Source organism: Kitasatospora sp. NPDC001119, assembly GCF_053598475.1.
In genome coordinates this window covers 30,039-54,341 of record NZ_JBSFKI010000022.1, presented here as the reverse complement: position 1 = coordinate 54,341, position 24,303 = coordinate 30,039, and the positions used below count along the sequence as shown (strand labels likewise).

Here is a 24,303-nt window from a genome sequence, read left to right as displayed (position 1 = left end):
GGTCATGGGTACGCGGTCATGGGTCCGCGCCCCTACCCGGGAACCTCCCTCGCCGGCAAGGCGCCACGACCGTCCCGTCCGCAGAACAACCCGAAGGTGTGAAGCCCCGCTGCGGCGAATGCCGACGGCCCCGCCCTCCCGAGCGGGAGGACGGGGCCGTCGGAGAACCGGCGGGGGCCGTCAGAGCAGGCCGAAGGCCGGCATCAGGTAGTAGAAGGCGAAGACCGACGCCACCGCGTACATGGGGACGGGGACCTCGCGGCCGCGGCCGGCGGCCAGGCGCAGCACGCAGAAGGCGATGAAGCCCATGCCGATGCCGTTGGTGATGCTGTAGGTGAACGGCATCATCACGATGGTCAGGAAGGCCGGGATCGCGATCGTGTAGTCGGCCCAGTCGATCTCCTTGATCGAGTTGGCCAGGATCAGGAAGCCGACGGTGATCAGGGCCGGGGTGGCGGCCTGGGCCGGGACCATGGTGGCGAGCGGGGTGAGGAAGAGCGCCACCACGAAGAGCAGGCCGGTGACGATCGAGGCGAAGCCGGTCCGGGCGCCCTCGCCGACGCCGGCGGTGGACTCGACGAAGCAGGTGTTGGCGGAGGCCGAGGTGGCGCCGCCGGCCGCGGTGGCGATGCCGTCGACCATCAGGACCTTGTTGATGCCGGGCAGGTCGCCCTTCTCGTCCAGCAGGTGGGCCTCGTCGGCCACGCCGAGGATGGTGCCCATCGCGTCGAAGAAGCAGGACATCAGCACGGTGAAGACGAACAGCAGGCCGGTCAGCACGCCGACCTTCTCGAAGCCGCCGAACAGGCTGACCTTGCCGACCAGGCCGAAGTCCGGCGCGGAGACCGGGTTGCCCGGCCAGGTCGGGACGGTGAGGCCCCACTTGAGCGCCGGGACGTCGGCCACCTTGTCGATGACCGCGGCGAGCGCGGTGGAGACCGCGATGCTGATCAGGATGGCGCCGGGCACCTTGCGGATCAGCAGGACCAGGGTGAGCACCAGGCCGATCACGAAGATCAGCACCGGGAAGCCGAGCAGGTGCCCGTTGCCGCCGAGCTGGAGCGGGACGGTGGTGTGGGCGGCGTCCGGGATGCGGCTGACGAAGCCGGAGTCGACCAGGCCGACCAGGCTGATGAACAGGCCGATACCGATCGCGATGGCCTTGCGCAGGCCGAGCGGGACGGCGTTCATGACCCGCTCGCGCAGCCCGGTGGCGACCAGCAGCATGATCGCGAAACCGGCCAGCACGACCATGCCCATGGCGTCCGGCCAGGTCATCTTGGGGGCGAGCTGGAGCGCCACGATCGTGTTGACGCCGAGTCCGGCGGCCAGGCCGATCGGGACGTTGCCGATGACGCCCATCAACAGGGTGGTGAGACCCGCGGTGAGGGCGGTGGCGGTGACCAGCTGGGCGCTGTTCAGGTGAGCCCCGGTGACGTCCGTGCCGCTGGCCAGGATGATCGGGTTCAGCACCAGGATGTACGCCATGGTGAAGAAGGTGGCGACACCGCCGCGGATCTCGCGCGGCAGGGTGGAGCCCCGCTCGCTGATCCGGAAGAAGCGGTCGACGGCGCTCGTGGGGGGCTGCGGCGCGGCGTCGGCGGGTTCGGGCGACTCGGTGGTCGGCTGGACCACAGGCATGCGTGCGTCCTCTGTGGGGGAGCTGAGGAGGGGGTGGGAACGCCCGGGGCGACGGTGGCCGGGCGCAGGGCCTCAAGTATCGTTTCCCGATCGCACACGCGCTATCTTCGCGCGTAGAGCCCGCGCGGGGTCACGGCACCCGCGCAGCCGCCCCACCGCACCGTACGCTAGGCCCCATGCCCAAGACGCCACTGCACCCCTCGCCCCCTCCGCTGGAGGCCAACGACGTCGCCATCGTCGGCGGCGGCACGGTGCTGTGGTTCATCGCCTTCCTCGCCCTGCTCCCCTTCCAGGGCAGCCTCTCGGCGCACGGCCACGGCACCTGGCCCTGGATCTGCCTCTCCGGCGGCCTGCTCGGCCTGATCGGCCTCTGGTACTGCCGCGCCCGGCGGGACGCGATCGCCCGCGGCCGCGCCGCCGAAGCCGCCGAGGCGGCCGCGCACACGGCCGAACGGACGACCGGCGACGACGGCCAGGACCCGGCCACCCGGTCGGACTGAATAGTCCTTTAGTAGCACGCACCGGACATAAGGCGCCCGTAGAGTCGGTGCCATGACGCAGCCTGCCCAGCCGGCGGAAGAGCAGCCGGCCGACGGAGACCGCCCGGACGGAGCCCACCCCCTCGGCCTGCTGCCCGGCCGACGCGGCGGCCTGACCACCGCCGAGGTCGCCGAACGGGTCGCCCGGGGCCAGGTCAACGACGTCCCCGTACGGTCCAGCCGGTCCACCCGGGAGATCGTCCGCGCCAACGTCTTCACCCGCTTCAACGCGATCATCGGCGTGATGTTCGGAATCATCCTGATCGTCGGTCCGATCCAGGACGGCCTGTTCGGCCTGGTCATCGTGGCCAACACGGCGATCGGCATCATCCAGGAGCTGCGCGCCAAGAAGACCCTGGACAGCCTGGCCCTGATCGGCGAGGCCCGCCCGCAGGTCCGCCGGGACGGCACCGCCCGGCAGGTCGGCGTCTCCGAGATCGTCCTCGACGACACCGTGCTGCTCGGCATCGGCGACAAGGTGATCGTGGACGGCGAGGTCACCGAGGCGGACGGCCTGGAGATCGACGAGTCGCTGCTCACCGGCGAACCCGACCCGGTCCTCAAGCAGCCCGGCGACCAGGTGATGTCCGGCAGCTTCGTGGTGGCCGGCGCCGGCGCGTTCACCGCCACCAAGGTCGGCCGCGAGGCCTACGCGGCCCAGCTCGCCGAGGAGGCCAGCAAGTTCACCCTGGTGAAGTCGGAGCTGCGCACCGGCATCGACAGCATCCTGCGGATCATCACCTACCTGTTGATCCCCACCGCCCTCGGCCTGATCATCAGCCAGCTGGCCGTCGAGGGCCGGGACTGGCGCGAGGCCGTCCGGCGCATGGTGGCCGGCATCGTGCCGATGGTCCCCGAGGGCCTGGTGCTGCTGACCTCGGTCGCCTTCGCGATCGGCGTGGTCCGGCTCGGCCGCAAGCAGTGCCTGGTCCAGGAGCTCCCGGCGATCGAGGGCCTGGCCCGGGTGGACACCGTCTGCCTGGACAAGACCGGCACCCTCACCGAGGGCGGCATGGACGTGGTCGACCTGCGGGTGCTCTCCGACGGGGAGCCCGCCGCCGTCGACAAGGACACCGTCCAACACGCGCTGGCCGTGATGGCCGGCGCCGACGCCCGCCCCAACCCGTCCATGCAGGCGGTCATCGACGCGTACGGGCGCGGCGACGACGGCGCCGCCTCCGGCCGGAACGGCTGGCGGGTGATCGAGGCGATGCCCTTCTCCTCCGCCCGCAAGTGGAGCGGCGTGCAGCTGCTGGAGCCGCAGGGCGGCGAGGCCAGCTGGCTGCTCGGCGCGCCCGACGTGCTGCTGCCCGCCGGGCACCCGGCCCTGGCCGAGGTGGACGAACTGGGCGCCCAGGGCCTGCGGGTGCTGCTGCTGGGCCGCACCCCCGTCCCGCTGGACTCCCCCGACCCGGCGGCCGGCCTCACCCCGCTCGCCCTGGTGGTGCTCCAGCAGCGGCTGCGCTCGGACGCCGCCGAGACCCTGCGCTACTTCGAGGGCCAGCGGGTCCGGGCCAAGGTCATCTCCGGCGACTCGGCGGTCTCGGTCGGCGCGGTGGCCGGCCACCTGGGCCTGCCCGGCGCCGACCACCCGCTGGACGCCCGCTCCCTGCCCACCGACCCGGAGCAGCTCGCCGAGACCGCCGACCGGACCAGCGTCTTCGGCCGGGTCACCCCCCAGCAGAAGCGCCAGCTGGTCGGGGCGCTGCAGTCCCGCGGCCACACCGTGGCGATGACCGGAGACGGCGTCAACGACGTGCTCGCGCTCAAGGACGCCGACATCGGCGTGGCGATGGGCACCGGCTCCGACGCCACCAAGGCGGTCGCCCAGATCGTGCTGCTGAACGACTCCTTCGCCTCGCTGCCGTCGGTGGTGGCCGAGGGCCGCCGGGTGATCGGCAACATCGAGCGGGTCGCCTCACTCTTCCTGGTGAAGACCGTCTACTCGGTCCTGCTGGCGCTCCTGGTGATCTTCACCCACTCGCCGTACCCGTTCCTGCCCCGGCACTCCACCGTGCTGTCCTCGCTGACCATCGGCATCCCGGCCTTCTTCCTCGCCCTCGCCCCCAACAACGAGCGGGCCCGCACCGGCTTCGTGAAGCGCGTGCTGCGGCTGGCGGTCCCCGGCGGCGCCATCGCCGGCACCGGCACCTTCGTCGCCTACACGCTCGCCCGCACCGACCACGCGACCGACCTCAAGGCCGACACCAGCGTGGCCACCCTGACGCTCTTCCTGATCGCCATCTGGGTCCTCGCCATCGTCGCCCGCCCGTACAACTGGTGGCGGCTGCTGCTGATCGGCGCCATGGGCGGCGCGTTCGCCCTGGTCCTGCTGGTGCCCCCGCTGAAGTCGTTCTTCGACCTCTCCCTGGTCGGCTACCGCGACCCGCTGACGGGCGTCGCCGTCGCGGTGGTCTGCGGCATCGCCCTGGAGATCGCCTGGCGCGTGATGAAGCGCCGCGGCATGGAGTGACGGAGCCGCCGGCCGGCCGCGCCACCGCGTGACAAGCCCCCCGCGCACACCCGATGATGACCCCGGAAGGGGGTGCCGAATGGCACGCAGGGGTGGGGACCTGGAGGCGTTCATCGCCTTCCTGGGCGGCTTGGCGGCGGCCGGACTGGCCGCCCTGGCGATGGCGGGCGTCGGGCTGACCGTCCGGCCCACGCCCGCGCTGCGGACCGCCGCGCTGGTGACGCTCGGCGCGGTCTGGCTGACCGCCACCACCGCCGTCTACCGGCGGCTGCGGGCGCGCACCGACCGGCCGACCGGTGCGCGCCGCGGGGCTCAGCCCTCGAAGTCCCGGGCGGCCGAGAGCTCGTAGGCGCGGTCGGGCTCGCTGAGCGCGGCCAGCACCTCGAAGCGGCGGTGCCACTGCCCGACCGACCAGGCCAGCCCGGCGGCGAGGCCCTCCGGGGTGGCCGCGTGCAGCAGGCCGGGCACCGGCGGGACCTCGAACTCGTCGTCCTCGTCGCCGGCCTCGGCCAGCTCCGGGTCGTACGGCGGCTCCGGGGTGTCCGCCCCGGTGTCCCAGCGCCAGTCCACCGCCGCCTCGCCGCCGTCCGGCCCGACGACCAGCAGCTCCTCGTGCTCCTCGTAGGCGACCGGGCAGCCGGGCAGCAGCTCCCGCACCACCGCCGGGACCCGGTGCAGCACGCCCTCGGACAGCACCCGGCCGCCCGCCACCTCGCTGGCCAGCGACACGTGCAGCCGCTCGGCGAGGTCGGCGGCCAGCGCCGGGGCGACCGGCAGCAGCGGGTACGGGTGCAGCAGCTGGACCAGGTCGGGGGCGTCGGCGACGACCGCCTCGGTGGCGTCCACCACCACGGTGTGGGCCGGCCGGCGCCCGGTGTCCGGGTCCATCGGCGGCAGCGCCCGCACCACGTCCAGCGGCTCGATCCGCTCGCGGTCCACCCGGGCCAGCGCGGTGTGGATGCCGTGCAGCTGGCGGTGGCCGACCTCGGCGTCCGGGTCGGTCATCCGGTCCAGCACCTCGTCCGGCCCGTGCGGCTCGGCGAGCAGCGCGGCCAGCGTGGTGCGCACCCCGAGCGCGTGCAGGAACTGCTCGTCCAGGGTGGTGCGGGCCTCGTCGTACAGGCCGCGCAGCAGCGGGTCGGCCCCGGCGGCGCGCAGGCCGGCCGGCTCACGGCCCGCCAGCACCGGGTGGTCGCGCAGCCACCAGGCGGTGTACGGCGGCAGGTCGGCGTACGAGCCGTCCGGCAGCAGGGTGCGCACCGGGCCGACCACGGCCTCCCGGTACGGCGGGCGGGCCAGCGCGGCGAGCGCCTCCGGCCAGGCGTCGTCGTCCACCAGGTCGAGGTCGCGCACGGCCAGCAGCTCGGCGGCGACCGGCGGGACGCCGACCGCCTCGTCGGCCTGCAGCGCCTCCAGCGCGTCCTCGGCCCACTCGGCGAGCCCGTCCGGCGCCTCGTCCAGCAGGCCGGTGGGGTGGCCGCCGGCCGCGCGGTCGGCGGGGACGGTCGGGTCGAGCCGCTCCAGGTCGTCCGGGTCGAGCACCACGTCCTCGGCGCGCACCAGCACGAAGTCGGCCAGCACGCCGACCGCGGCGAGCACCTCGGACCCCCAGCGCTCCAGCAGCTCGTCGTCCACCCAGCCGGCGTCCTCCTCGCGGGCGAGCGCGGCGAACGGGCTTCCGGGCAGCACGAGTTCGCCGGCCCGGGCGGGCTCGCCCTCGTCGTCGAGCAGCGCCAGCCGGGCCAGCCAGGGGTGGGCGCCCGGCTCCGGGGCGGCGGCCTTCACCAACGCCAGGACGGCGTCGGCGAGTTCGAGCGCCGCGTCGAGGTCGTCCTCGGCCAGCTCGTAGGAGCGGGCGACGGCGGCCCGCGCCTCGGGGGTGTCCAGCACCCCGGCCGGGGTGGCGGTGCCGGCGCCGAGCCTGGCCAGCAGCGGGTGGGCGGCCTCGGGGTGGGCCAGCCGCAGGTCGAGCGCCGCGAGCGCGCCCGCGAGCGACCCGGGGTAGCCGGGGAAGGCCGCCCAGTCGGCGTCCTCGGAGGGCAGCAGGACGCGCCGCGGCCCGGTGACCGTCCGCCCGTCGGCGAGCGGGACGGGCAGCGCGCCGAGCGCCTCCGGGTCGGCCGCGCCGAGCGCCGCGTACAGGTTGCGCCACCACGCGGGCTCGCGGTCCAGGCCGCCGAGCTGGTCCACCACCTCGGCCAGCGGCACCCGGCGCACGTTCAGCACCCGCAGCTCGGTACGGCGCTCCAGGCCGGCCGGCAGCAGCCCGGGGAAGATCGGCGAGAGCGCCTCGACCACCGAGCCGTCCGCGCCCTCCAGCAGCGTCGCGTCCCGGGGCCGCAGCGCGGGCGTGCCCTCCTCGACCGGCGCCGGGTGCGGCAGGAACGGCGTGTCGGGCAGCCGGGAGAGCACCCCGGCGCGCAGCGCGTTGTCCAGCGCGCCCTGGCCGAGCGGGGCCGGGACGAGGCCGAGCGAGCCGAGGTCGGCGCCACGGGCGCGCAGCAGCTCGGCGTAGCTGTCGGCGGCCCGCTCGGTGAGGAAGTCGGCCAGCGGGCCGGGGGCGACGTGCCGGCGGGTGGAGTCCAGCGGGTAGGAGGCGATCAGCAGCGCGGGCAGGCCGACCGGCTCGTCGCTGGGGGTGGGCGCGTGCAGCACGGAGGCGATCCGGGGCCGCTGCGGGGCGCCGTCCTCGCCGACCGGCACGGCCCAGGTCACCGTCCAGTACGGGCGGGCGCGCTCCTCGGTGGGCCGGTCGGCCAGCAGCTCGGCGGCGAGCGTGCCGGAGGCGCCGGCGGTCTGCCAGACCGTCCGCCGCGGCCGGCCGTCCGCGTCGTCGGTGACGGTGACCTCGGTGACCCCGTCCGGGCGGGTCTCGGCGGCGTCCCGGGTGAGCGTCCGGACGCCGTCCGGGGTCTCCACCACGACCTCGCGCAGGCCGGGCAGGGTGAGCAGCAGCGCGTCGTCGATCCCGGCCAGCAGACGGCGGGTCAGGTCCTCGGCGGCGGCGTCCCGCAGCGGCAGCACGACCACCGTGTCGTAGCCCTCCGGGGCGGTGCCCTCGGCCGCGAACGGCAGCCGCAGCAGCGGCACGTGGCCGTCCCGGCGGCGCAGCTCCTCGGCCAGCTCGGGCTGGGCCCCGGCCAGCGACCGGGCCTCGCCGAGCGACCAGCGCACCCCGCCGCCGGCGCCCAGCACGGCGGGCTCGTCGGTGACCGCGAGGACGGCGGCGAAGCCGACCCCGAATCGGCCCACGGCGGGCGCCTCGCCGCGCTTGGAGGAGGCGCGCAGGGTGGACAGCGACTCGACGGCGGCCGCGTCCAGCGGGGCGCCGGTGTTGGCGGCGGCGAGCACGCCGTCGGCGAGGGTCAGCCGCAGCCGGCCGGGGCCGTGGCCGGCCCGGACCGCGGCGTCGGCCGCGTTCTGCGCCAACTCGACCACCAGGCGGTCCCGGTAGCCGCCAAGCGCCAGCTCCTCCTCGGCGTTGGCGTCCTCCCGGAACCGGGACGGCGAGGCGGCCCAGGCGTCCAGCACCCGCCGGCGCAGCGCGGCGCTCCCGAAGGGGTCCGCGAGGTGCTCGTCCGTGCCGCTGCCGATGATCCGAGGTTCCACTGGACCTGCCACCTTCCGCTGCCCTGTTCGTCGTAGGGCATTCTTCCCTGCCCCACCGACTGCTCCCGACCACGGACCCCGCCGGCGTCGGCCCCGGGACGGCGCCGATGGCGCCCCCGCCGCCCGCCCGGAGCCGCGCGGAACCGTCCGGACAGCACCGCGGCCCGCACCGGTCGGTGACCAGTGCGGGCCGCGGAAGACAGACCCGAGGGAAGGCCCGGGGCTCAGGAGTGGCCGAGCTCCTCGGCCGGGCCGTCGGGCTCGACGGAACCGGAGGCACGGTCCGGGTGCAGCGGCAGCGGCTCGACCACCAGCTCGTCCAGGATCAGCTCGGACGGCGCCGGCGGAGCCGGGATGACGGCCGCCTCGGAGTGCCCGCCGCAGCCGTACGCGAAGGAGACGATCTGGCCGTCGGCCGGGCCGAACTCGTTGCCGCACACGCCGAAGGCCTGCCCGAGCGAGCCGCCGATCGGCACCAGGAAGCCGCAGCTCGCGCACGAGGCCGGGGCGGCCTGCGCCATCGGGGTCTGCGGGCCGTGGGACTTCTCCCAGCGCTCGGCGGCCAGGTGCAGGCCGAGCCGGGAGAGCACCCGGCTGCGGCCGAGGCCCAGCTCCTCGGCGACGGCGTTGATCCGGGCGCGGGCCGGGGCGGGCTGGACGTGCGGGTCGGTGACGACCAGGTCCTCGTCGTCCACCAGGGCGACCGCGGAGTTCGGCGCCGGCTCGTCCTCGCCGGTCCAGCCGGGCTCCAGCCGCAGGTCGTCGGCGCCGGTGGGCAGCAGGTCGCCCGGGCCCATGTCGCCGGGGCGCAGCCGGTCGCTCCACGGCACCCACTCGGGGGCGAGCACCGCGTCGGCGCCCGGCAGCAGCACGACCTCGTCCAGGGTCACGTTCTTGGCGCGCGGGGCGCGGGCGACGGTGACCGCCCAGTGCCAGCCGCGGTAGGCCGCGTCCAGGCACTCGAAGGTGTGGGTGACGACGCGGTCGGCGTCGGCCTGGACGCCCAGGTGCGGCCCGACGGCCTCCGCACCGACGGCCTCCTCGGCGGCCTGGCGGGCGAGTTCGACGGCCTCGGCACAGAGCCGGTCGGGGGTACGGCTTCGCATCGCAGCACTCACGGCGTCGATTCTCTCCCAGTTCTTCTGTCGCCCACGGCGTGTTGCCTGTTCCGTCGCGGCTCGGTGTCCCTCGTCCATTCTGCGCGACCGGGAGCCCCCTCGGGTACCGGCCGCGCCGCTCGACCGGCCTGCCGGCGCCCCGGCGCTCCGGCGGGTCGACCTTGGGCAGGCTACCCGTCGGCCGGTGCCCCGGCACAGTCCGGGGCGGACACGGCCGCTCCGGGGCCGCGCCGAGCGGAGTCCGGTCCCGCGTCGGCTCGGCGTTTCTGGGGCAGGATGGGCTTGTGGCGGACCACGACCCGTCGCAGCACGCACTGCGCGCCCCGCAGGCCGGCAGCCCCGACCAGGCGGACGCCGTGCCGCGACAGCAGCCCCCGGTCCCCGGCGCGGACGAACCGCAGCCGGCGGACGGCCCCGAGGCGCCCGCCGGCCCCCCGGACCGGCCCGGGAACGAGGCCCCGGAGACGCCAGGAGCCCCCGACCGGACCGCGCGGCAGCCGGACGGGCACGGGGACGAGGACGAGTTCGGGGACGAGGTCCCCGAGCCCCGCCGGCACTTCCTGGTCCGCACCGCCTCCGCCGCCGGCTCCCGCACCGGCAAGGTGGTGCACGGCACCGGCCGGCGGATCCGCCGGGCCACCGCCGCCGAGGGCGCGGGCGAGTCCGGCCTCGCCAAACTGATCGAGCTGCACGCGCTCAACTCCTTCGGCGACATGCTGATCACCATCGCGCTGGCGTCCACCATCTTCTTCTCGGTGCCCACCGGCGAGGCCCGCGGCCGGGTCGCGCTCTACCTGCTGATCACGATGGCCCCGTTCGCCCTCCTGGCCCCGGTGGTCGGCCCGCTGCTGGACCGCCTCCCGCACGGCCGCCGGGCGGCCATGGCGATGGCCATGCTGGCCCGCGCCGTGCTGGCCTGGACGATGGCCGGGGTGATCGCCGGCGGCGGCATCGCGCTCTACCCGGAGGCGCTCGGCGTGCTGGTCGCGTCCAAGGCGTACGGGGTGGTGCGCAGCGTGGTGGTGCCCCGGCTGCTGCCGAGCCGGCTGTCCCTGGTGAAGGCGAACTCCCGGGTCACCCTGGCCGGGCTGCTGGCCACCGGCGTGGCCGCCGCGGTGGGCGGGCTGCTGCACCTGATCGGGCCCGGCTGGCCGCTGCGCGGCGCCTTCCTGGTGTTCGTCGTCGGCACCCTGATGGCCTTCCACCTGCCGCCCACGGTGGACTCCGCCAAGGGCGAGCAGCGGGCCGTCCTGCACGCCGAGGTGCACGGCGAGGGCTCGCACCTGATCCACCACCGGCCGCCGCCGGTCAAGGCCTCGCTGCGCACGGTCGGCCCCTCGGTGATCCTGGCGCTGCGGGCGATGTCGGCGATGAAGTGGCTGGTCGGCTTCCTGGTGATGTTCCTGGCCTTCCTGCTGCGGGAGGAGCCGATCGGCGGGCTGCGGCCGACGGTGGCGCTGGGCCTGGTGGCGCTGGCGGCCGGGACGGGCAACGCGCTGGGCTCGGTGCTCGGCTCCTGGCTGCGCACCCGGGGCCCGGAGGCGACGGTCGCCGCGATGCTGCTGCTGGCGACCTGCGTGACGGCGGCGGCCGCGCTCTGGTACGGCGTGGTGACGGTGGTTCTGGTCGCCGGGGTGGCCGGGATGGCGGCCTCGCTGGGCAAGCTGGCGCTGGACGCGCTGATCCAGCGGGACGTCCCGGAGGCGGTGCGGACCTCGGCGTTCGCCCGGTCGGAGACCCTGATGCAGGTGTCCTGGGTGGCCGGCGGCGCGGTCGGCATCCTGCTGCCGCTGAACGGTGAGCTGGGCCTGTCGATCGCCGCCGGGGTGGTCGGCCTGGCGCTGCTGTGGACGCTCCGCTCGCTCTTCCGGGTGGGCCTGCGGCGGCACCCGGCGACCCCCCGGGTGGCCTGAACGGGGCGGTGCGGCAACACGCGGTGCCTACCCCCGCGTCGCGTGATCGGCCCGGCCCGGTAGATTCTGACGCATGAGCCTCAATTCCCGTGCCATCGCCGCCCTCGGCGCCGTCGTCGTGGTCGGCGCCGCCACGGTGGGCACCTCCGTCGCCATCGCCGCCGGCCAGACCGAGCACATCTCCCACCAGGCCACGCTCACGGTGGGCAACTCCTCGGTCGTCGCGCAGCCGCTGTGCTGGAACGGCGGCAGCCCGCTCACCGAGGACCAGCAGCAGCAGTGCCAGGAGGACGCGACCAAGGCGCTGAAGGACGGCTCGCTGCCCTCCTCGGACGTCGTGGGCAGCGACCGGGTCGGCGTCGGCGTCTCGCCGAACGTGGCCGACACGGGCTGGTGGGCCTTCACCAACGGCGGCTCGGCCAACCAGGGCGGGCGCTACAGCCTGTTCTCGGCCGCCAAGGGCCAGACCTGGTCCGGCGCCCAGGCCGCGGGCAAGCTGCTGAACTCCAGCGGCAAGACCGTGGTGACCGTGGTCGAGGGCGACCCGAACCAGGAGGCCCCGATCGCCGTCTGGTACTTCCAGCTGAACACCCAGGACAGCTGACGGTCCCGCGATGACCGCGCACGCCGTCGCCGACGGCCGGGGCGAGCGGTCGGACCCCGCGGGGGCCCGGCTGCTCGTCGTCGTCGCGGTCGCCGCCGAGGCCGAGGCGGTGCTGCGCGGCCTGCCCGGCGGGTCCGCCGCGCTGCCGCTGCCCGGCGGCACGCTGCACCGGGCCCTGGCGGTGCCGGTGGACGTGCTGGCCGCCGGGGTCGGCCCGGCCGCCGCCGCAGCCGCCGCCGCCACCGCGCTGGCGGCCCACCCGTACGCCCTGGCCGTCTCGGCCGGGATCGCCGGCGGCTTCGCCCCGCTCGCCCCGGTCGGCGCCACCGTGCTGGCCGACGCGATCGTGGCCGCGGACCTCGGCGCCGAGACCCCCGAGGGCTTCGCCGACGTCACCGAGCTGGGCTTCGGCACCGTCCGGCACACCCCGCCGCCGGCCGCCGTCGCGCTGGCCGCGCGGGCGCTGGACGCCGTGACCGGCCCGGTGCTGACCGTCTCCACCGTCACCGGCAGCGCCGAGCGCGCCGCCGCGCTGGCCGCCCGCCACCCGGGCGCCGTCGCCGAGGCGATGGAGGGCTTCGGCGTGGCCGAGGCCGCCGCCCGGTACGGCGTGCCGGCCCTCGAACTGCGCACCGTGTCCAACCCGGTGGGCCCGCGCGACCGGGCCGCCTGGCGGATCGGCGAGGCGCTGGGCGCGCTGGAACGGGCCTTCGCCGCCCTGCCCGTCCACGAGCTGGCATCCGCTCCACGAACCGATTGAGGAGGCCGGCCGTGGCTGAACGGCTGAGCATCGCGTACTCGCCCTGCCCGAACGACACCTTCGTCTTCCACGCCTGGGCGCACGGCCTGGTGCCCGGGGCGGACGCCCCCGAGGTGACCTTCGCCGACATCGACATCACCAACGGGCAGGCCGAGCGCGGCGAGCTGGACGTGCTGAAGATCAGCTACGGCGCGCTGCCCTGGGTCCTGGAGCAGTACGCCCTGCTGCCCTGCGGCGGCGCGCTGGGCCGCGGCTGCGGCCCGCTGGTGCTCACCCTGCCGGGCGTGGACTCCCCCGCCGACCTGGCCGGGAAGACCGTCGCGGTGCCCTCCGAGCGCTCCACCGCCTACCTGCTGTTCCGGCTCTGGGCGGCGAAGGCGGTGCCGGGCGGCTTCGGCGAGATCGTCGTCCTGCCGTTCCACGAGATCATGCCCGCCGTCCGGGACGGCCGGGTGGACGCCGGCCTGGTCATCCACGAGGCCCGCTTCACGTACCAGCAGTACGGCCTGCACAGCCTGGCCGACATGGGCGAGGCCTGGGAGCGGGAGACCGGCCTGCCGATCCCGCTGGGCGCGATCGTCGCCCGGCGCTCGCTCGGCGCCGAGCGGCTGCGGGAGATCGCCGACGCGATCCGCTCCTCCGTCCGGCAGGCCTGGGCGGACCCGGCCGCGAGCCGCGGGTACGTGCTGGCGCACGCCCAGGAGATGGACCTGGACGTCGCCGAGCAGCACATCGGGCTGTACGTCACCGAGTTCACCGAGGACCTCGGCGAGGAGGGCTACGCGGCCGTCCGCGCGCTGCTCACCCGGGCCGCCGCGGAGGGGCTGGTGCCCCCGCTCGACCCGGGTGCGCTGGCGTTCTAGAGCGTTCCGACTTCAGCGCGTTCCGGCTCCAGGGCTGTCCGGCTCCCCGTCAGACGTCGAAGTTGTCGGCCACCGCGCGCAGCAGGCCGGCCAGCTTCTGGCCGGTCGGCTTGGCGGGGTAGCGCCCGCGCTGGAGGCCGGGCAGCACCGCGTCCAGCGTGGTGATCAGGTCCTGGACGATCGGCGCCATGTCGTCGGCGCTCCGCCGCTGGGCGGCGGCCACCGAGGGCAGTGCGTCCAGCAGCTGCACGGCCATCGCCTGGTCCCCGCGGTGGCCGGCGACCACGCCGAACTCGACCCGCTGACCCGGCTTCAGCGACGTGACACCGTCGGGCAGCGCCTTGGTGTGGACGAAGACGTCCCCGCCGTCGTCGCGCGACAGGAAGCCGAAGCCCTTCGTCTCGTTGAACCACTTGACCTGGCCGGTGGGCATCTCGAACAGTCCTCGAATGGGTGTGAGGGATCCCGGCCCTGGCCGGGGATCACTGGGTGGTGGGGAAAGGCGGCCGACCTCGGCTCGGCGCCCGTGGGCGCTCGTGGCCGGCACGCGGTCAGGAGCAGACTAACCGTCCGTCACTGCCTCATCCGCGTTCCGCGAGGGACCCGCGTTCCGAGGCCCGGTGGGGGCGGCGGGAACGGGATCTCGCGGTCACGGGCGACCCGGCACTGGCACGGCCGGGGCGCGGCTCCGCGCGGTCCATCGGCTCACACCCCCGGGTCTGAGGACGCGGGGCGCACCTGTAGCGCCCCTCGGCACCCCGTGCATACCCCCGCTCAACAGGGATCAAAACGTTCAGCTGCCGGGAAACTGCGCAACGTGACCGGCCCGCTCCGGTGGGCCTCCCCGGCGGCCGCTCTGCCAGACTGGGGGCAGTTCCGACCGGCCCGTAGGAGTGAGCAGACGTGAGCAGCCAGAGCGCCGACCCCGGCGACGTGTACGTCAAGGCCGGGGTGATCGTCTTCGGTCTCGGCGCGCTCGCCACCCTGGTCACCTTCGTCCCGCTGTTCCTGCACCTGACGCCGCTGCCGACGGCCGCGTACTGGCTGAGCATGCTGATGCCGGCCGGCTTCCTGGCCGCGCTGACCGGACTGCTGCTGAACGCGCGGGCCCAGCGCCGCCGGATCGAGCCGGTCGAGTCCTGAGGCCCTCCGCCTCCTGAGGCCCGCGGGCCTGCTCCGGCGCCCGCCCTAGCGGTCGGCCAGGTGCCCGGCGAGCCAGTCCGGGAAGCCGGTGAGGTCGTCCAGCACCACGTCCGCGCCCGCCTCGTGGAGTTCCCGCGCGCTGTACGGGCCGGTGGGCACGCAGACCGCGAGGGCGTCGGCGTGCCGGGCCCCGCGGATGTCGCCGAGGTGGTCGCCGACGTAGACGCTCGCGCCGTGCTCGCGCAGCGCGTCGCCCTTGGTCTCCGCCCACAGGTCGCCGATCACGGTGTCCGCGGCCAGCCCGGCGTGCTCCAGGTGGAGGCGGGCGTTCGGCTCGTACTTGCCGGTGATCACCGCGACCCGGCCGCCGTGGGCGCGGACCGCCTCGACGGCGGCGTGGGCGCCGGGCAGGGCCACGGTCGGGGCGAAGGCGTGGTCGCGGTAGAGCTCGCGGTAGCGGGTGACGGCCCGCTCCACCTCGTGCTCCGGGAACCAGTTGCGGATCTCGTCCAGCAGCGGCGGGCCGAGCCGGGTGACCACCAGGTCGGCGTCGATGGGGGTGCCGGTCTCGGCGGAGAGCGCCAGGTAGGTGGCGCGGATACCCGGCCGGGTGTCCAGCAGCGTCATGTCGAGGTCGAAGCCGACGGTGAGCGGGGCGGGTGAGGTCGCGGGCATGCCGCCAGGCTACCCAACGGGTGCCCCGGGCCACGAGGCGATTTGCCCGGGCTTCACGGCGGAACTTAGGTTTGCCTGAGTTGTCAGCGGAGAGGGCCCATGACCGACACCAGCGCACCGCCCGGTGCGCCCGGCGCGCCGTACCGCGCGCCGCGGCGCCGAATACTGTGGCTGGCCGCCGCACTCGTCGTGCTGGCCGCCGCGGTGCTGCTGAGCCTGGCGGTCGGCAGCCGGACCATCCCGTTCGGCGACACGCTGGACGCCCTGCTGCACGGCGGCGACACCGCGAACGCCGTGGTGGTCCGCGAGCTGCGGGTGCCGCGCACCGTCGTCGGACTGGCCGTCGGCGCGGCGCTCGGCCTGGCCGGGGCCGTCATGCAGGGCCTGACCCGCAACCCGATCGCCGACCCCGGCATCCTCGGCGTCTCCCAGGGCGCGGCGGCCGGCGTGGTGGTCGCCATCTCCGGCTTCGGCGTCTCCACCCTCACCGGGTACGTCTGGTTCGGCTTCGCCGGCGCGGTGATCGCCACCGTGCTGGTGTACGGGCTCGCCGGGCGCGGCCGGGGCGGGGCCACGCCGATCAAGCTGGCGCTGGCCGGCTCGGCGACGTCCGCCTTCATCGCCTCGCTCAACACCCTGGTGCTGACCACCGACGCGGCCACCATGGACCAGTTCCGCTTCTGGCACGTCGGCTCGCTCTCCGGGCGGACCTCGGACGTGGCCTGGCAGCTGCTGCCGTTCCTGGCCGTCGGCACGGTGCTGGTGGTCGCGGTGGCGCGCGGACTGGACGCGCTGGCGCTCGGCGACGACACCGCGAAGGGGCTGGGCGCCAAGACCGGCCTGGTCCGGGCGGTCGGTGCGCTCGGCGCGACCGTCCTGACCGGTTCGGCGGTCGCGGCGGCCGGCCCGATCGCCTTCGTCGGCCTCGCCGTCCCGCACGCGGCCCGCGCGCTGGCCGGCGCCGACCACCGCTGGATCCTCGCCTTCTCCGCCGTCCTCGGCCCGGCGCTGCTGCTGCTCGCCGACACCCTCGGCCGGGTCCTGTTCCCGCCGTCCGAGGTCCCGGCGGGCGTGATGACGGCGCTGGTCGGCGTCCCGGTGCTGGTGGCCCTGGTCCGCCGCCGCAAGGTGGTGGCGGCATGACTTCCGTCCCCGGTACGAGCTCCGTCCCCGGCACGGCATCCGTCTCCCGCAAGGTCTCGCTGCGCGGCTACACCGTCGTCCGGGCCGGGCGGGCGTCGTTCCTGGTGCACCGGCGCTCGCTGGCCGTCACCGTCGGGCTGCTGGTGGCGCTGGCGGCGACCGTGGTGGCCTCGCTCTGCCTGGGCGAGTCCACCGTCGCGCCGTCCGAGGTGGTCAAGGTGGTGCTCGGCCGGCCGAGCCCGCACGAGCTGGTGGTCGGCGAGTTCCGGCTGCCCCGGGTGGTGGTCGGGCTGCTGGTCGGCCTGGCGCTCGGGCTGGCCGGGGCGCTGATCCAGACCGTCGCCCGCAATCCGCTGGCCAGCCCCGACGTGGTGGGCGTGACCTGGGGCGCGACCGCGACCGTGGTCGGTCTGATGGCGTACGGCGTGGTCGGCTCGACCGGCCAGGCCCCGTACGCGGCGGTGGCCGGCGGCCTGGTGGCCGGGCTGCTGGTGTACGCGCTGGCCTGGCGGCGCGGCCTGCACGCGCAGCGCTTCGTGCTGATCGGCATCGGCATCAGTGTCGCGCTGTCCTCGCTCACCTCCGTCTTCCTCACCAAGGGCGACGGCTTCCAGGCCCAGGCCGCCAAGGTCTGGATGACCGGCAGTCTGAACGGCGCCGGCTACGACCAGGCCGACTGGCTCGCCTGGGTGCTGCTCGCCGCCGTGCCGGTCGCGCTGTGGGCCGCCCGCGCCCAGCGGTCGATCTCCTTCGACGACGCCACCGCCGTCGGCCTCGGCCTGCGCCTGGACCGGATCCGCCTCGGCATGGCGCTGCTCGGCATCGTGCTGGCCTCGTGCGCGGCCGGGGCCGCCGGGCCGGTCGACTTCGTCGCGCTGATGGCCCCGCAGATCGCGCTGCGGCTGGCCCGCTCGGCGCAGATCCCGCTGTTCTGCTCGGCGCTGACCGGCGCGCTGGTGGTGGTCCTCGCCGACCTGGTCGCCCGACGGCTGCTGGCTCCGACGGAGCTGCCGGTGGGCGTGGTGACCGGCCTGGTCGGCGCGCCGTACCTGATGTGGCTGCTGATCCGATCCCGCCGTGGAGGTTCCTGATGTCCGAACACCGCCTGGAGGCCCGGGGCCTCACCCTGGCCTACGAGGCGCGCACGGTCGTCGAGGACCTGGACGTGGCCGTCCCGGACGGGCAGGTGACGGTGATCGTCGGCCCGAACGCGTGCGGCAAGTCGACCCTGCTGCGGGCCCTCGGCCGGCTGCTGAAGCCGGTCCGGGGCGCGGTGCTGCTGGACGGCGAGGAGCTGGCGCGGATCCCGACCAAGCGGATCGCCCAGCGGCTCGGCCTGCTGCCGCAGTCGCCGTCCGCCCCCGAGGGCATCTCGGTGGCGGACCTGGTCGCGCGCGGCCGCCAGCCGCACCAGAGCTGGTGGCAGCAGTGGTCGCCGGAGGACGAGGCGGCGGTCGCGGAGGCGCTGGAGCGCACCTCCACCGCCGAGCTGGCCGAGCGGAGCATGGACGAGCTGTCCGGCGGCCAGCGCCAGCGCGCCTGGATCGCGATGGCGCTCGCCCAGGGCACCGACATCCTGCTGCTGGACGAGCCGACCACCTACCTGGACATCGCGCACCAGGTGGAGGTGCTGGACCTGGTCCGCCGGCTGAACGTCGAGCGCGGCCGGACGGTCGTCGCGGTGCTGCACGACCTCAACCAGGCCGCCCGGTACGCCGACCACCTGGTGGCGATGCGGGACGGCCGGGTGGTGGCGCAGGGCGCGCCCGGGGACGTGGTGACGGCCGAGCTGGTGCGGGAGGTGTTCGGACTGGACTCGGTGGTGGTGCCGGACCCGGTGACCGGCACGCCGCTGGTCGTGCCGGGCGCCCCGTGGGCGGCGCTCGCCCCGGACGCCACTCGCGCCTGACGGCCCGCGCTTAACGGCACTTTAAGTGCCATTTCGGACATAATCGACGGCGCCCCGACCCCACCGCGCCGCCAGAGGACCGCCGATGCCCCGGATCTCCCGCCGCACCCTCCTCACCGGCCTCGGCGCGGGCGCGCTCGCGGCGGCCACCGGCTGCACCGCCGCCCGGCGGCCGGCCCCGGCGACCGCGGACGGCCCCGCCGGCGGCGCCTCGCCGTCCCCGACCCCGGTGCCGCCAGTGACGGTGAACGCCGCCACCGGCCCCGTCGTGGTGCCGGGCGCGCCGATGCGGGTGGTCGTGCTGGACACCGACGTGCTCGACTCCGCGCTGACCCTCGGCATCACCCCGGTCGGCGCCGCGCTCCCGGCCCGCGACACCCGCTACCCCGAGTACTGGCCGACCTCCCGGACGGCCGGGATCCGGCTGGTCGGCCCGGCCGGCTCGCCCGACCTGCCGACCGTACGGGCGCTGCGGCCGGACCTGATCCTCTCCAACCAGACCCGCGACGGCGACCGCTACGAGCAGCTGCGCGAGATCGCCCCGACCGTGCTCACCCAGACCGCCGGGGCGCCGTGGAAGGCCGACTTCCAGCTGCACGCCCAGGCGCTCAACCGGGAGGCGGCCGCGGCGGCCTTCGCCGGCGCGTACCAGAAGCACGCCGGGCAGGTGGCCCAGGCGCTGGCGGCGGCGAAGCTGTCCGGGCGCAAGGTGAGCCTGGTGCGGTTCGTGGAGGGCGGCGGCATCCGGCTGTTCGGCCGGCAGAGCTTCCCCGGCACGGTGCTCGCCGACGCCCAGGTCGGCCGGCCGGACGCGCAGAACGTCGACCAGTCCGACACCGAGATCCCGCCGGACCAGCTCGCCAGGGCCGACGGCGACCTGCTGCTCTACGCGACGTACGGCGATCCGGAGCTGTCCGGGGCCAACGCCGCCCTGGCGAGCCCGGGTTGGCAGGCGCTGGGGGCGGTCAAGGGGCACCGGGCGTTCCCGGTGGACGACCAGCTGTGGTTCCAGGGGATCGGGTACACCGGGGCCAACTACGTCCTGGACGAGCTGCAGCGCTTCCTCGGGGCCTGACCCGCCCCCGCGTAGCGGGCCGGGGGGACGCCGACGGCGGCGGCGAAGTCCCGGGTGAGGTGCGCCTGGTCCGCGTACCCCAGCTCGGCGGCGAGCGCGGCCAGGTCCAACCCGCCGTCCGTCCCGGCACGTTCGGCGGCCTCGTGGAGGCGGGCCCGGCGCAGCACCCACTTCGGGGAGGCGCCGACGTACTCGGCGAACAGGCGCTGGAGGCGGCGGACCGTCAGGCCCAGCTCGGCGGCCAGCGCGTCCACCCGGCACAGGTCCGGCCTGCCGGTGATCCGGTCCACCATCGCGGCGACCTCGGCGGCGACCGGGTCGGGCTCGGGCAGCCGGGGGCGGAGGAAGGCGTCGGCGAGGGCCGCGGGGCTGCCGGACGCCCCGAGGACCTCCGCGTTGAACCGGTCGGCCCCGGGCCCGAAGTACTCGGCGGCGGGCACCGACCGGTCGGCCAGCCCGCTCACCGGGTGCCCGGCGAGGGCCCGGAAGGCGCCGGCCCGGAACCGCGCGCCCAGCACGTGCCCCGCGCCCTCCAGGCGGCGGACGAAGAGCGAGCGGTCCACCCCGTACACGCGCGCCCGCGGGGCCTCGAAGACCAGGTGGACGTTGGGGTGGGCGAGCACCTTCTGCTCGTACGGCGGCAGGCCGCGCAGGTCCCAGCGGACCAGCCAGTAGTACTCGACGAACCGGGCCACGGCCGGGTCGGGGACGAGCCGGTCCACGGTGATCAGCTCCGCCGCCCGGGCGGGGTGGAGCACGCCGCGGCCGAGGCCGGGAGCGTCCGGGGGTTCCAAGGGGTCCAGGGGGTCCAGCGGGTCCGTGCCCATGCCGCCAGGCTAGCCGTCGCGTTTCTTCAAGACCGGCCGGTACGGCCCCGCGCAGAATCGGCGCCATGACCGCCCACCCGATGCACCCGCTCCTGGCCCGCGCCGCCTCCGCCGCCGCCGCTGTCGCCACCGCCGTCCCGGCCGACCAGCCCCTGGACGCGCCGACGCCCTGCACGGAGTTCGACACCCGTGCGCTGATCAACCACTGGGTGCTCTACACCTCGCACGGCCTGGAGCACCGGGCCCGGCGGGTCGAACTGCCCGAGGAGCTCGGCGCGCGGGACTTCACCGTCGACGCCGACTGGCGCTCCGGCTACGCGGCCCAGCTGGAGCGCGCGGTCGCGGCCTGGGCGGATCCGGCCGTCTGGGAGGGGGACGTCGACCTCGGCGGCGCCCCGGTACCGGCGGTCGGGATCGCCCGGATGCTGGTCCTGGAGCTGCTGCTGCACGGCTGGGACGTGGCCCGGGCGACCGGCGGGCGCATCGGGGTCGACGAGGAACTCGCCCTGCTGGCCGGGGAGATCGTGGCGGAGAACGCCGAGCTGTACCGCCGGTACGCGGGCTTCGCCGAGTCGGTGGCGCTGCCGGAGGACGCCTCCGCGTGGGACCGCGCGCTGGCCGCCTCGGGGCGCGATCCGCGCTGGAAGGCCTGAGCTCCGGTCGACGGGCCCGCCGGCCCGCCCGCGCCGGTACGGGGGGACGGCGCGGCGCGGCGGGCGGCGCTCAGGCCGGGCGCATCACTGTGGCGGGCGGCGCTCAGGCCGGGCGCATCGCCGCGGCGAGCTTCGCGCGCAACAGCCGTACCGCCGGGGACTGCTGGTCGCGGCGGACGACCAGCCCGAGCCGGGCGCAGGTGGCGGCGTCGGCCAGCGGGACGGCCCGCAGCCCGGCGCCCGTGGCGGAGGAGGCGCTGAGGACGGCGACGCCCGCGCCGCGCTCGGCGAGCCGGAGCAGGGCGGCCGGGGAGCTGGCCTCGATGTCCACCCGCGGATCGAGGCCGAGCCGGCGGCAGGAGTCCTGGTAGGCGGCGCGCAGGCCGGTGCCCGGGGGGAGGCAGAGGACCTTCTCGCCGCGCAGGTCGGCGAGGCGGAGCCGCGCCCGGTCGAGGGGGTGCCCGGCGGGGACGACGGCGGCGATCGGCTCGTCGACGACGACGGTGTCCTCCAGCCCCTGGACGGCCTCGCCGGTGTAGCCGATCAGGGCCAGGTCGAGGGAGCCGGCCAGGACCTGTGCCTGGAGGTCCTCGGAGTGCCCCTCGTGCAGGCTGAGTTCGATGCCGGGGTGGCTGCGGCCGAGGTCGGCGACGGTGTCCAGGAAGGGCGGGATCGAGCAGCCCATGATCATGCCGAGCCGGACCCGGCCGCGGACGGCGTCGGCGAACTCGGCGGCGGTGTGCTGGATGGCGTCGAGGGTGGCCAGGGCGTTCCTCGCCAGCGGGAGGACCGCCTCGCCGACCGGGGTGAGGCGCACCTGCCGGCCGGTCCGGTCGAGCAGCTGCTGGCCCAGTTCGCGCTCCAGCTTGGCCACTTGGGTGCTGACGCCGGACTGGCTCACGTGCAGCCGGGCGGCCGCGGCGGTGAAGGTGCCCTCGTCGACCACGGCGGCGAAGTAGCGCAGCTGGTGCATCTCCATGGGCGACGACGATAGGCGACCGGACCCCTGCGGCATAACCAGAAGAGATGGAATCCATCTGATCCATCTGTTGGACGGATGGGTTGGGTGCTCGGGAGGATGGTGGCATGACGACGACGAAGACCGCGCGTGAGCTTGCCGAGACCTACTTCACCGCCTGGGAGGCGGGCGACTTCGAGACCGTCCGGGGCCTGCTGGCCGACGACGTCGACTTCGTCGGCGCGCTGGGGACGGCCTCCGGGGTGGAGGAGGCGCTGGCCGGGCTGAAGGGGCTCGGACAGGTGCTGGAGAAGATCGACGTGAAGGTCCGGGTGGCCGAGGGCGACGAGGTGATCACCTGGTTCGAGCTGCGCACCAGCATCGCCCCGCCGGCGCCGACGGCGAACTGGATGCACGTCGAGGACGGGCGGATCACCCGGATCCGGGTGACCTTCGACCCGCGCGGGCTGCTGGCCGGCTTCGGCGGCTGAGGGGCCTCGCGGCCGCCCGCGGGACGCCTGCGGGGGGCCGCGACCGACCCCGCTCGGTCACTCACCCGAGCAGTCATCCCCCGCAGGCGACGCGGGACGGGGCGCGCTACCACTGGGTGAAAGCCCCCACTCCCCTCCGGGAGCCCCACCATGAGCGAATCGACGATCCCCGCGCCCACCGTCGGTGCCACCGTGCACCACGTCGAGTCGGACGGGAAGGCTGGTCCGGCCCTCGCCCACGGCATCCTCCTCGGCCCCCGCACTCTCCTGGTGCCCGATCCGCCGCGCACGGTCGGCGACCCGTGGCAGAGCCTCGCCGTCCGCATCACCGTCGCCCCCGACCCGGGCGACGGCACCGAGGCCCTGCGCGTGGCCGGCATCAGCCTGGCCGCCTTCGCCACCGACGACGTCCGCGCCGCGGCGGCCTTCCTGACCCTGCTCACGCCGTCACGGCACGCGCCCGCCCCCGGGGAGGTCACCCGGGACCGGCTCAACGACACCCTGCGGCAGTACCACGGCGACCTGTGGGCCGCCCACGCCGCCCTCGGCTATCCGGTCCGTCCACCGGAGCGCGCCACCCCGCCGGAACCGTGGTGGTCCGACATCCCGGTGGAGGGGTTCCGGGAGTTCGACGACAACTGGTGCTGCCTCGGCTCGAACACCTCGTGCTGCCGGGAACTCCGGTTGTGACGGAGGTCGCGACAGACGGCGTCCGCCGCCGGGGGTCACCGACCGTCACGGCGGCGGACGCCGCGCTGGCACTGGCGGTCACCGTCCCCGACGTCTTCTTCTACGCGGCCCCGCTCGCGACCGGGACGAACGTCCGCGACCAGCTGCTGCTGGCCGCGTTCGCCGTCCCGGAGGCCGTCGCGCTGACCTTCCGCCGACGGTGGCCGGAGGCGGTGTTCGCCGTCGTCTGGGCCGCCGCCGTGGGCGCGGCCCTGCTCTCCCTGAACAGCGGCTTCGCCTTCACCCCCTTCTTCGGCGTACTGCTCGCGCTGTACACGGCGGCCCGGCTGAGCGGCCGGCCCGCCTCCGTCGCCGCCCTCGTGCTGACGGCCCTGCCGATCGCCCTGGCCATCTGGTACCCGGTCGCCGACGGGGCGGTGCCTCCCTCCCGTCGGACGTCGTACCTCGTCAGCGGCATCGCCTACTTCCTGCCGATCACCGCCGTCGCCTGGGGCGCCGGCCGCCGGGTCCGGGCCGCCGCCCTCGCCGCCGAGCGCGGCCGGCGCGAACTCGCGCGCGCCCGCCAGGCCGTCCTCGGTGAACGCGTCCAGATCGCCCGGGAGTTGCACGACATCGTGGCCAACGCGGTGGCCGTCATCGTCATGCAGGCCGACACCGCCCGCTGCACCGCGCCCGCCGACGCCGACCGGCTGGCCGGCACCCTCCGCGACATCGAGGAACTGGGCCGCAACGCGATGGCCGAACTGCGCCGCATGCTCCGGCTGTTGCGCACCGCCGACGTCCCCATGACGGACGGGACCGGGCGCCACGGGCTCGCCGACCTGGGCCCGCTGCTGGAGGACGCCCGACGCGCCGGGATCCTGATCGACCTGGAGGTGCGCGGCACCCCGGCCCACCTCGACGACAGCGTCGACCTGACGGCCTACCGGCTGGTCCAGGAGGCCGTCACCAACATCATCAAGCACTCCGGCGCCGGCAGCCACGCCTCGGTGCGGATCAGCTGGTCCGAGGTGCTGACCCTCGACGTGGTCGACGACGGCGCGGGCCGCCGCCCCGAGGCCCGCCGGGGACTGTCCACCGGGCACGGCCTGCTCGGACTCGCCGAGCGGATCGCGCTGTTCGGCGGCGAGCTGACCGCCTCGCCCTACCGCTCGGGCTTCCGGGTCACCGCCACCCTGCCGCTCTCCCCGCCGCCCGGCACGACGGGCTGACCGGCCAC

General features: G+C 75.5%; 23 protein-coding genes. 16 read left to right on the top strand and 7 right to left on the bottom strand.

The features are described 5' to 3' along the window. Nucleotides 1-180: 180 nt before the first annotated feature. A complete protein-coding gene (locus tag ACWDD9_RS25945; RefSeq protein ID WP_049655021.1) occupies nt 181-1,641 on the bottom strand; it encodes an NCS2 family permease in 1,461 nt (486 codons plus the stop codon). A gap of 176 nt (nt 1,642-1,817) precedes the next feature. Between ACWDD9_RS25945 and ACWDD9_RS25940 the strand changes: the two genes are divergently transcribed. The 3 genes from ACWDD9_RS25940 to ACWDD9_RS25930 all read left to right on the top strand — a co-directional run bounded on the left by ACWDD9_RS25940 (nt 1,818) and on the right by ACWDD9_RS25930 (nt 5,002). Next, nucleotides 1,818-2,141: a DUF2530 domain-containing protein gene (locus ACWDD9_RS25940; RefSeq protein WP_074005466.1), complete on the top strand. Its 324-nt coding sequence runs from the start codon at nt 1,818-1,820 to the stop codon at nt 2,139-2,141. 52 nt (nt 2,142-2,193) lie between these two features. Continuing rightward, complete coding sequence (locus ACWDD9_RS25935) at nt 2,194-4,653, top strand: HAD-IC family P-type ATPase (protein ID WP_049655015.1); 2,460 nt, start codon at nt 2,194-2,196, stop codon at nt 4,651-4,653. Between the two features lie 79 nt (nt 4,654-4,732). After that, nucleotides 4,733-5,002: a hypothetical protein gene (locus ACWDD9_RS25930; protein WP_049655012.1), complete on the top strand. Its 270-nt coding sequence runs from the start codon at nt 4,733-4,735 to the stop codon at nt 5,000-5,002. On the opposite strand, the gene ACWDD9_RS25925 is transcribed toward ACWDD9_RS25930, so the two are convergent. Next, the gene (locus ACWDD9_RS25925) at nt 4,966-8,262 is read right to left on the bottom strand and encodes a sacsin N-terminal ATP-binding-like domain-containing protein (protein WP_380740368.1); all 3,297 of its coding nucleotides are present in this window, start codon (nt 8,260-8,262) and stop codon (nt 4,966-4,968) included. The two genes, ACWDD9_RS25930 and ACWDD9_RS25925, sit on opposite strands and share 37 nt — an antisense overlap. Nucleotides 8,263-8,486: 224 nt before the next feature. Beyond that, the gene (locus ACWDD9_RS25920; RefSeq protein ID WP_049659506.1) at nt 8,487-9,368 is read right to left on the bottom strand and encodes a DUF3027 domain-containing protein; all 882 of its coding nucleotides are present in this window, start codon (nt 9,366-9,368) and stop codon (nt 8,487-8,489) included. A 572-nt stretch (nt 9,369-9,940) separates the two neighbouring features. Between ACWDD9_RS25920 and ACWDD9_RS25915 the strand changes: the two genes are divergently transcribed. The 4 genes from ACWDD9_RS25915 (at nt 9,941) to ACWDD9_RS25900 (ending at nt 13,520) form a co-directional block, all read left to right on the top strand. After that, the gene (locus ACWDD9_RS25915) at nt 9,941-11,293 is read left to right on the top strand and encodes an MFS transporter (RefSeq protein ID WP_049659510.1); all 1,353 of its coding nucleotides are present in this window, start codon (nt 9,941-9,943) and stop codon (nt 11,291-11,293) included. Nucleotides 11,294-11,366: 73 nt separating this feature from the next. Next, nucleotides 11,367-11,897, top strand: coding sequence for a hypothetical protein (locus ACWDD9_RS25910; RefSeq protein WP_049659504.1), 531 nt, complete (start codon nt 11,367-11,369; stop codon nt 11,895-11,897). A 10-nt stretch (nt 11,898-11,907) separates the two neighbouring features. After that, a complete protein-coding gene (locus tag ACWDD9_RS25905) occupies nt 11,908-12,657 on the top strand; it encodes a futalosine hydrolase (protein ID WP_449812794.1) in 750 nt (249 codons plus the stop codon). A gap of 11 nt (nt 12,658-12,668) precedes the next feature. Next, nucleotides 12,669-13,520 carry a 1,4-dihydroxy-6-naphthoate synthase gene (locus tag ACWDD9_RS25900; protein WP_079272738.1) on the top strand — a complete coding sequence of 284 codons (852 nt, stop codon included), beginning with the start codon at nt 12,669-12,671 and terminating at the stop codon, nt 13,518-13,520. 49 nt (nt 13,521-13,569) lie between these two features. On the opposite strand, the gene ACWDD9_RS25895 is transcribed toward ACWDD9_RS25900, so the two are convergent. Then, nucleotides 13,570-13,953 (bottom strand): cold-shock protein, encoded by a 384-nt coding sequence (locus ACWDD9_RS25895; RefSeq protein ID WP_049658465.1) that lies wholly within the window; start codon nt 13,951-13,953, stop codon nt 13,570-13,572. Nucleotides 13,954-14,423: 470 nt separating this feature from the next. Here ACWDD9_RS25895 and ACWDD9_RS25890 point away from each other — a divergent pair, with 470 nt between their 5' ends. Next, nucleotides 14,424-14,663: a hypothetical protein gene (locus ACWDD9_RS25890; protein WP_049658468.1), complete on the top strand. Its 240-nt coding sequence runs from the start codon at nt 14,424-14,426 to the stop codon at nt 14,661-14,663. A 45-nt stretch (nt 14,664-14,708) separates the two neighbouring features. Here the strand turns inward: ACWDD9_RS25890 and ACWDD9_RS25885 are convergent, their stop codons facing one another. Then, the gene (locus ACWDD9_RS25885) at nt 14,709-15,338 is read right to left on the bottom strand and encodes an HAD family hydrolase (protein ID WP_049658472.1); all 630 of its coding nucleotides are present in this window, start codon (nt 15,336-15,338) and stop codon (nt 14,709-14,711) included. Nucleotides 15,339-15,437: 99 nt separating this feature from the next. Here ACWDD9_RS25885 and ACWDD9_RS25880 point away from each other — a divergent pair, with 99 nt between their 5' ends. From ACWDD9_RS25880 to ACWDD9_RS25865, 4 genes are all read left to right on the top strand, one after another. Beyond that, nucleotides 15,438-16,481, top strand: a complete 1,044-nt coding sequence (locus tag ACWDD9_RS25880; RefSeq protein WP_380776378.1) for a FecCD family ABC transporter permease — start codon at nt 15,438-15,440, stop codon at nt 16,479-16,481. Beyond that, the gene (locus ACWDD9_RS25875; protein ID WP_375876448.1) at nt 16,478-17,572 is read left to right on the top strand and encodes a FecCD family ABC transporter permease; all 1,095 of its coding nucleotides are present in this window, start codon (nt 16,478-16,480) and stop codon (nt 17,570-17,572) included. Before ACWDD9_RS25880 ends, ACWDD9_RS25875 begins: the two co-directional genes overlap by 4 nt. Continuing rightward, nucleotides 17,572-18,390, top strand: a complete 819-nt coding sequence (locus ACWDD9_RS25870; RefSeq protein WP_449812793.1) for an ABC transporter ATP-binding protein — start codon at nt 17,572-17,574, stop codon at nt 18,388-18,390. The genes ACWDD9_RS25875 and ACWDD9_RS25870 overlap by 1 nt, the downstream gene beginning before the upstream one ends. 85 nt (nt 18,391-18,475) lie before the next feature. Beyond that, nucleotides 18,476-19,465, top strand: coding sequence for an ABC transporter substrate-binding protein (locus tag ACWDD9_RS25865; RefSeq protein WP_117489096.1), 990 nt, complete (start codon nt 18,476-18,478; stop codon nt 19,463-19,465). Here the strand turns inward: ACWDD9_RS25865 and ACWDD9_RS25860 are convergent. Next, nucleotides 19,426-20,292 carry an AraC family transcriptional regulator gene (locus tag ACWDD9_RS25860; RefSeq protein ID WP_449812792.1) on the bottom strand — a complete coding sequence of 289 codons (867 nt, stop codon included), beginning with the start codon at nt 20,290-20,292 and terminating at the stop codon, nt 19,426-19,428. The two genes, ACWDD9_RS25865 and ACWDD9_RS25860, sit on opposite strands and share 40 nt — an antisense overlap. Before the next feature lie 65 nt (nt 20,293-20,357). Between ACWDD9_RS25860 and ACWDD9_RS25855 the strand changes: the two genes are divergently transcribed. Continuing rightward, the gene (locus ACWDD9_RS25855) at nt 20,358-20,945 is read left to right on the top strand and encodes a TIGR03086 family metal-binding protein (RefSeq protein WP_449812791.1); all 588 of its coding nucleotides are present in this window, start codon (nt 20,358-20,360) and stop codon (nt 20,943-20,945) included. 103 nt (nt 20,946-21,048) lie between these two features. Here ACWDD9_RS25855 and ACWDD9_RS25850 read toward each other — a convergent pair whose 3' ends face one another. Then, the gene (locus ACWDD9_RS25850; RefSeq protein ID WP_449812790.1) at nt 21,049-21,924 is read right to left on the bottom strand and encodes a LysR family transcriptional regulator; all 876 of its coding nucleotides are present in this window, start codon (nt 21,922-21,924) and stop codon (nt 21,049-21,051) included. Between the two features lie 107 nt (nt 21,925-22,031). Here ACWDD9_RS25850 and ACWDD9_RS25845 point away from each other — a divergent pair, with 107 nt between their 5' ends. From ACWDD9_RS25845 to ACWDD9_RS25835, 3 genes are all read left to right on the top strand, one after another. Further along, nucleotides 22,032-22,394 carry a nuclear transport factor 2 family protein gene (locus ACWDD9_RS25845; RefSeq protein ID WP_049657787.1) on the top strand — a complete coding sequence of 121 codons (363 nt, stop codon included), beginning with the start codon at nt 22,032-22,034 and terminating at the stop codon, nt 22,392-22,394. 150 nt (nt 22,395-22,544) lie between these two features. Further along, on the top strand, nt 22,545-23,084 hold the full coding sequence (locus ACWDD9_RS25840; protein WP_449812789.1) for a hypothetical protein: 540 nt from the start codon (nt 22,545-22,547) through the stop codon (nt 23,082-23,084). Continuing rightward, the gene (locus ACWDD9_RS25835; protein WP_449812788.1) at nt 23,081-24,295 is read left to right on the top strand and encodes a sensor histidine kinase; all 1,215 of its coding nucleotides are present in this window, start codon (nt 23,081-23,083) and stop codon (nt 24,293-24,295) included. Before ACWDD9_RS25840 ends, ACWDD9_RS25835 begins: the two co-directional genes overlap by 4 nt. Nucleotides 24,296-24,303: the final 8 nt, after the last annotated feature.

What these genes read in the sequence shown, in the direction of transcription:
- ACWDD9_RS25945 (WP_049655021.1), bottom strand. Translation starts at nt 1,641, where the DNA reads ATGCCTGTGGTCCAGCCGACCACCGAGTCGCCCGAACCCGCCGACGCC.
- ACWDD9_RS25940 (WP_074005466.1), top strand. Translation starts at nt 1,818, where the DNA reads ATGCCCAAGACGCCACTGCACCCCTCGCCCCCTCCGCTGGAGGCCAAC.
- ACWDD9_RS25935 (WP_049655015.1), top strand. Translation starts at nt 2,194, where the DNA reads ATGACGCAGCCTGCCCAGCCGGCGGAAGAGCAGCCGGCCGACGGAGAC.
- ACWDD9_RS25930 (WP_049655012.1), top strand. Translation starts at nt 4,733, where the DNA reads ATGGCACGCAGGGGTGGGGACCTGGAGGCGTTCATCGCCTTCCTGGGC.
- ACWDD9_RS25920 (WP_049659506.1), bottom strand. Translation starts at nt 9,368, where the DNA reads ATGCGAAGCCGTACCCCCGACCGGCTCTGTGCCGAGGCCGTCGAACTC.
- ACWDD9_RS25910 (WP_049659504.1), top strand. Translation starts at nt 11,367, where the DNA reads ATGAGCCTCAATTCCCGTGCCATCGCCGCCCTCGGCGCCGTCGTCGTG.
- ACWDD9_RS25905 (WP_449812794.1), top strand. Translation starts at nt 11,908, where the DNA reads ATGACCGCGCACGCCGTCGCCGACGGCCGGGGCGAGCGGTCGGACCCC.
- ACWDD9_RS25895 (WP_049658465.1), bottom strand. Translation starts at nt 13,953, where the DNA reads ATGCCCACCGGCCAGGTCAAGTGGTTCAACGAGACGAAGGGCTTCGGC.
- ACWDD9_RS25885 (WP_049658472.1), bottom strand. Translation starts at nt 15,338, where the DNA reads ATGCCCGCGACCTCACCCGCCCCGCTCACCGTCGGCTTCGACCTCGAC.
- ACWDD9_RS25880 (WP_380776378.1), top strand. Translation starts at nt 15,438, where the DNA reads ATGACCGACACCAGCGCACCGCCCGGTGCGCCCGGCGCGCCGTACCGC.
- ACWDD9_RS25875 (WP_375876448.1), top strand. Translation starts at nt 16,478, where the DNA reads ATGACTTCCGTCCCCGGTACGAGCTCCGTCCCCGGCACGGCATCCGTC.
- ACWDD9_RS25870 (WP_449812793.1), top strand. Translation starts at nt 17,572, where the DNA reads ATGTCCGAACACCGCCTGGAGGCCCGGGGCCTCACCCTGGCCTACGAG.
- ACWDD9_RS25865 (WP_117489096.1), top strand. Translation starts at nt 18,476, where the DNA reads ATGCCCCGGATCTCCCGCCGCACCCTCCTCACCGGCCTCGGCGCGGGC.
- ACWDD9_RS25860 (WP_449812792.1), bottom strand. Translation starts at nt 20,292, where the DNA reads ATGGGCACGGACCCGCTGGACCCCCTGGACCCCTTGGAACCCCCGGAC.
- ACWDD9_RS25855 (WP_449812791.1), top strand. Translation starts at nt 20,358, where the DNA reads ATGACCGCCCACCCGATGCACCCGCTCCTGGCCCGCGCCGCCTCCGCC.
- ACWDD9_RS25850 (WP_449812790.1), bottom strand. Translation starts at nt 21,924, where the DNA reads ATGGAGATGCACCAGCTGCGCTACTTCGCCGCCGTGGTCGACGAGGGC.
- ACWDD9_RS25845 (WP_049657787.1), top strand. Translation starts at nt 22,032, where the DNA reads ATGACGACGACGAAGACCGCGCGTGAGCTTGCCGAGACCTACTTCACC.
- ACWDD9_RS25840 (WP_449812789.1), top strand. Translation starts at nt 22,545, where the DNA reads ATGAGCGAATCGACGATCCCCGCGCCCACCGTCGGTGCCACCGTGCAC.